Raw genomic sequence first — 5,059 nt, 5'->3', positions numbered from 1 at the left:
ACCAGCCGACCAGCCATGTCGACTGGGACGCCGGAGCCGTCACCCTCCTCACCGAGGAACAGGCCTGGCCCGAGACCGACCGGCCTCGCCGGGCCAGCGTCTCCTCGTTCGGCGTCAGCGGCACCAACGCGCACGCCATCATCGAAGAGTCCCCCATCGCCCTCGACCAGGGCCGGCCCGCCGACTCGGGCGTCGTGCCGTGGGTGATCTCCGCCCGGACCGCCGACGCGCTGCGCGACCAGGCACGGCAGCTCCGCGAATACGTCGAGCAGCGGCCCGAGTTGAACACCGCAGCCGTCGCCAACACGCTCGCCAACGGGCGGGCGCTCTTCAAGCATCGGGCGGTTGTCCTCGCCGAAGCTCCTGATGCCGTCGCCGCCGCGCTCGATGCGCTGGCCGCTGGGCAGCCTCACACCCATCTGGTTCAGGGCCAGGCCAAGCCCAGTGGGAAGACCGTGTTCGTGTTCCCGGGGCAGGGGACGCAGTGGGCCGGTATGGGTGCCGAACTCCTCGATGCTGTGCCCGCGTTCGCGGAGTCGATGGCTCGTTGTGAGGAGGCGCTCGCGCCTTACGTCGACTGGTCGCTGACCGAGGTGCTGCGCTCCGGCGCCGACTTGGACCGGGTCGACGTCATCCAGCCCGTCACCTGGGCCGTCATGGTCTCCCTTGCCGCCACCTGGCAGCACCTGGGCGTCCGTCCTGACGCCGTGGTGGGCCACTCCCAGGGCGAGATCGCCGCCGCCGCTGTGGCCGGCGCCCTCACCCTGGAGGACGCGGCCAAGGTCGTCGCCGTACGCGCACGGATCATCGGCGAACACCTCGCCGGGCTGGGCACCATGGCCTCCATCCCGCAACCTGTTCAGGCGGTCGAGGAAATCCTGACGAGCGGTGTCAGCATCGCCGCCGTCAACGGCCCCAACACCACCGTGGTTTCAGGCGACAAGGACGCCGTGGAAACCCTGGTCGCGGACCTTCAGGGCCAGGACATCCGGGCCCGGCTCATCCCCGTCGACTACGCCTCACACTCCGCACACGTCGAGACCATCCAGGACGAGATCGCCACCGCCCTCGCTGGAATCGAGCCCCGTCGGTCAGACGTCCCGTTCTTCTCCACCGTAGAGCGCGGCTTCCTGAACACCGAGGCGCTCGACGCCGGCTACTGGTACCGCAACCTCCGCCAGACCGTCCACTTCCACACCGCCATCCAGCAGCTCACCGACGACGGCCACACCACCTACATCGAGTCCAGCGCCCACCCCGTCCTCACCTACAGCATCGAAGAAGCCTCAACCGACGCCCTCACCACCGGCACCCTCCGCCGAGGCGAAGGCACCCTCACCCGCCTCCTCACCTCAGCAGCACACCTCCACACCCACGGCCACCCCATCAACTGGCCCACCCCGCGCACCAACCGCGTCACCGACCTCCCCACCTACCCCTTCCAGCACCAGCGCTACTGGATCAACCCGACCGCGACCGGTTCCCCGGACACCGCCGACACCCGCTTCTGGGAGGCGGTCGAGAACGAGGACTGGGAGTCGCTCGGCCGCATGCTCTCGGTGGAGGGCGATGCCCCGCTGAGTACGGTGCTCGCGGCGCTGGCGACCTGGCGGAAGAGCCTGGATCGTGTGTCGACGGTGGACAACTGGCGCTACCGGGCGGCATGGAGGCCGATCGCCGATCCGCAGGCCGGACCGGTCGGTACCTGGCTGGTCGTGGTTCCCGTCGGCCAGGAGGACGACGCGCTGGTGGGTGCTGTCACCCGCGCTGTACGGGGGCGGCAGGTCGTGCTGGACCCGTCCGAGGCGGACCGCGCGCTCTACGCCGAGCAAGTCTCCGACGCTTTGGGCTCGGGTGATGACAACGCTGCCGTGACCGGCGTGCTGTCCCTTCTCGCGCTGGGCGGCGACGACGTGGCCCCGGCGGCGCCGGCGCTCGCTCTCTTCCAGGCGCTGGGGGACGCCGGTGTGCAGGCCCCCCTCTGGTGTGTCACCCAGGGCGCGGTCAGCACGGGCAGCTCCGATCCGCTCACCCGGCCCGCCCAGGCGCAGGTCTGGGGCCTGGGGCGGGTCGCCGCGCTGGAGCACCCCGACCGCTGGGGTGGGCTCGTCGACCTGCCCGAACAGCTCGACGAGCGCGGCGCCGCACGCCTGCGTGCCGTACTGGCCGCTCCGTCCGGCGGTGAGGACCAGGTGGCGGTCCGCGAGGCCGGTGTCCTCGCGCGCCGACTGACCCGGGCGGCAGCCGGCAGCGGTAGGGCCTGGCAGCCGCGCGGCACGGTCCTGATCACCGGCGGCACCGGCGCGCTCGGCGCACACGTGGCGCGCTGGGCTGCCCAGAACGGCGCCGAGCAACTCGTCCTCGCCAGCCGGCGCGGCGGCGAGGCCCCCGGGGCCACCGCCCTGCACGACGACCTCACCGCGCTGGGCGTCACCGTGACCCTCACCGCCTGCGACGTCACCGATCCGGACGCCGTACGTGCTCTCGTCTCCGCGCACCCCGGCCTGACCGCCGTGGTCCACACCGCGGGTGTCCTCGACGACGCGGTGCTCGACCGGCTCACCACCGAGCGCCTCGACGACGTCCTGCGTCCGAAGGCCACCGCCGCCGCGCTTCTCGACCGGTGCACGCGTCACCTCGACCTCGACGCGTTCGTCCTGTTCTCGTCGGTGGTCGGCACGCTGGGCCGGGCAGGGCAGGGGAACTTCGGTGCGGCCAACGCCCACTTGGACGCGCTCGCCGAGCAGCGGCACGCGCTCGGGCTGCCCGCCACCTCCGTGGCATGGGGCCCCTGGGACGCGGACGGAATGGCGGCAGGCGAGGTCGCCGAGCAACTGCGGCGGCGCGGGCTGCCGGCCCTGGCGCCCGACCTGGCGCTCACCGCGCTGGGAGAGGCCGTCGGGCGCGGCGAGGCGACGGTGCCCGTCGCCGACATCGACTGGGCGCGGTTCGTGCCGGCGTACACCGCCGCCCGTCCCAGCGCGCTGATCTCCGACCTGGCGGACGTACGGGAGCTGCGGGCCGAGTCCGGCGCCCAGCGAGTCGGCGACGACGCCACGTGGACGGCGCAGAATCTGTCGGGCCTCTCCAACGCCGAGGCCGAGCGGCTGCTGCTGGACCTGGTGCGGACGCAGGCGGCCGCCGTGCTCGGGCACGCCTCCGCGGACGCGGTGAACGCCTCGCACGCGTTCAAGGACATCGGTGTCGACTCGCTGACCGCGGTCGAGCTGCGCAACCGGCTCGTCGCCGTCACCGGCCTGAAGCTGCCGCCGACGCTGGTGTTCAACCATCCGACGCCGCAGGCGCTGGCCCGCTTCCTGCACACGCAGGCGACCGGCACGCCGGAGTCCGCCTCCGTGCGCCCTGTGCCGGTCCCGGTGGGTGCCGCGGCCGAGGACGACCCGATCGCGATCGTGTCCATGGCCTGCCGCTATCCCGGCGGGGTGCGCTCGCCGGAGGACCTCTGGCAACTGCTCACCGACGGCCGGGACGCGGTGTCCGTGTTCCCCACGGACCGCGGCTGGGACATCGACGCGCTCTACCACCCCGACCCGGAGCGCGCGGGCACGTCGTACGTCCACGAGGGCGGATTCCTGTACGACGCCGCCGAGTTCGACGCCGAGTTCTTCGGGATCTCGCCGCGTGAGGCGCAGGCGATGGACCCGCAGCAGCGCCTTCTGCTGGAGACGTCCTGGGAGGTGTTCGAGCGGGCCGGGATGGATCCGCGGTCGGTGGCCGGCAGCCAGGCGGGCGTCTTCGTCGGTGTGGCGTCGCAGGACGAGTACGGGCCGCGCATGAGCGAGGCACCCGAAGGGTTCGAGGGATACCTGCTCACCGGCACCGCGGCGAGCGTGATCTCCGGCCGGGTGGCGTACACCCTCGGTCTGGAGGGCCCGGCCGTCACGGTCGACACGGCCTGCTCGTCCTCGCTGGTCGCCCTGCACATGGCCGTCCAGGCGCTGCGCGACGGCGAGTGCACGCTCGCGCTCGCGGGCGGCGTCACCGTGATGGCCTCGCCGGGGACGTTCGTGGAGTTCAGCCGGCAGCGGGGGCTCGCTCCCGACGGCCGCAGCAAGTCGTTCTCCGCGGCGGCCGACGGCACCAGCTGGGGCGAGGGCGCCGGTGTCCTGCTCCTGGAGCGGCTGTCGGACGCCCGGCGCAACGGGCATCCGGTCCTGGGCCTGGTGCGCGGTACGGCGGTCAACCAGGACGGCGCCAGCAACGGCCTCACCGCCCCCAACGGCCCCTCGCAGGAGCGGGTCATCCGCCAGGCGCTCGGCCGGGCCCGGCTGACCGCCGCCGAGGTCGACGCCGTCGAGGCGCACGGCACCGGCACCCGGCTCGGCGACCCGATCGAGGCGCAGGCGCTGATCGCCACGTACGGCCAGGACCGCCCGGACGGACAGCCGCTGCTGCTCGGCTCCCTGAAGTCGAACATCGGGCACACGCAGGCCGCGGCGGGCGTGGGCGGAGTCATCAAGATGGTGATGGCGATGCGCCACGGTGTGCTGCCGAGGACGCTGCACGTGGACGAGCCGACGCCGCACGTCGACTGGTCCGCCGGTGCGGTGACGCTGCTGCGGGACGCGGTCGAGTGGCCGGAGACCGGACGGCCCCGCCGAGCCGGTGTGTCGTCGTTCGGTGTGAGCGGCACCAACGCCCACGCGATCATCGAGCAGTTCGAGGAGGAGCCGGCCGTCGTCGGCACGTCCGACGCCGTGTCGGGGCCGCTGCCGTGGCTCGTCTCCGGCCAGGGCACGGACGCCCTGCGGGCGCAGGCCGAGCGGCTGCGGTCGTTCGTCGCGGATCGGCCCGAACTCCCCACGGCCGACCTGGCGTTCTCGCTCGGCACCACGCGGGCCGCGCTGGACGACCGGGCCGCCGTGGTCGCGGAGGACCGGTCCGACTTCCTCGACGCGCTGGGCGCGCTCGCGCGCGGCGAGGCGGACAGCCGGGTCCTGACCGGGTCCGTGGACCCTGCGCAGGGGCGGTTGGCGTTCCTGTTCTCGGGGCAGGGCAGTCAGCGGGCCGGGATGGGACACGAACTGTACGAGGCCTT

General features: G+C 73.1%; 1 protein-coding gene. It reads left to right on the top strand.

From position 1 onward, the window contains the following. On the top strand, window positions 1-5,059 hold a 5,059-nt coding region (locus ACWD01_RS37145), incomplete at both ends, for an SDR family NAD(P)-dependent oxidoreductase (protein ID WP_451168374.1).

The organism is Streptomyces sp. NPDC002835, assembly GCF_053591995.1.
Note: the sequence above shows the minus strand (reverse complement) of the source record. Positions and strands in the feature narration are given on the sequence as shown.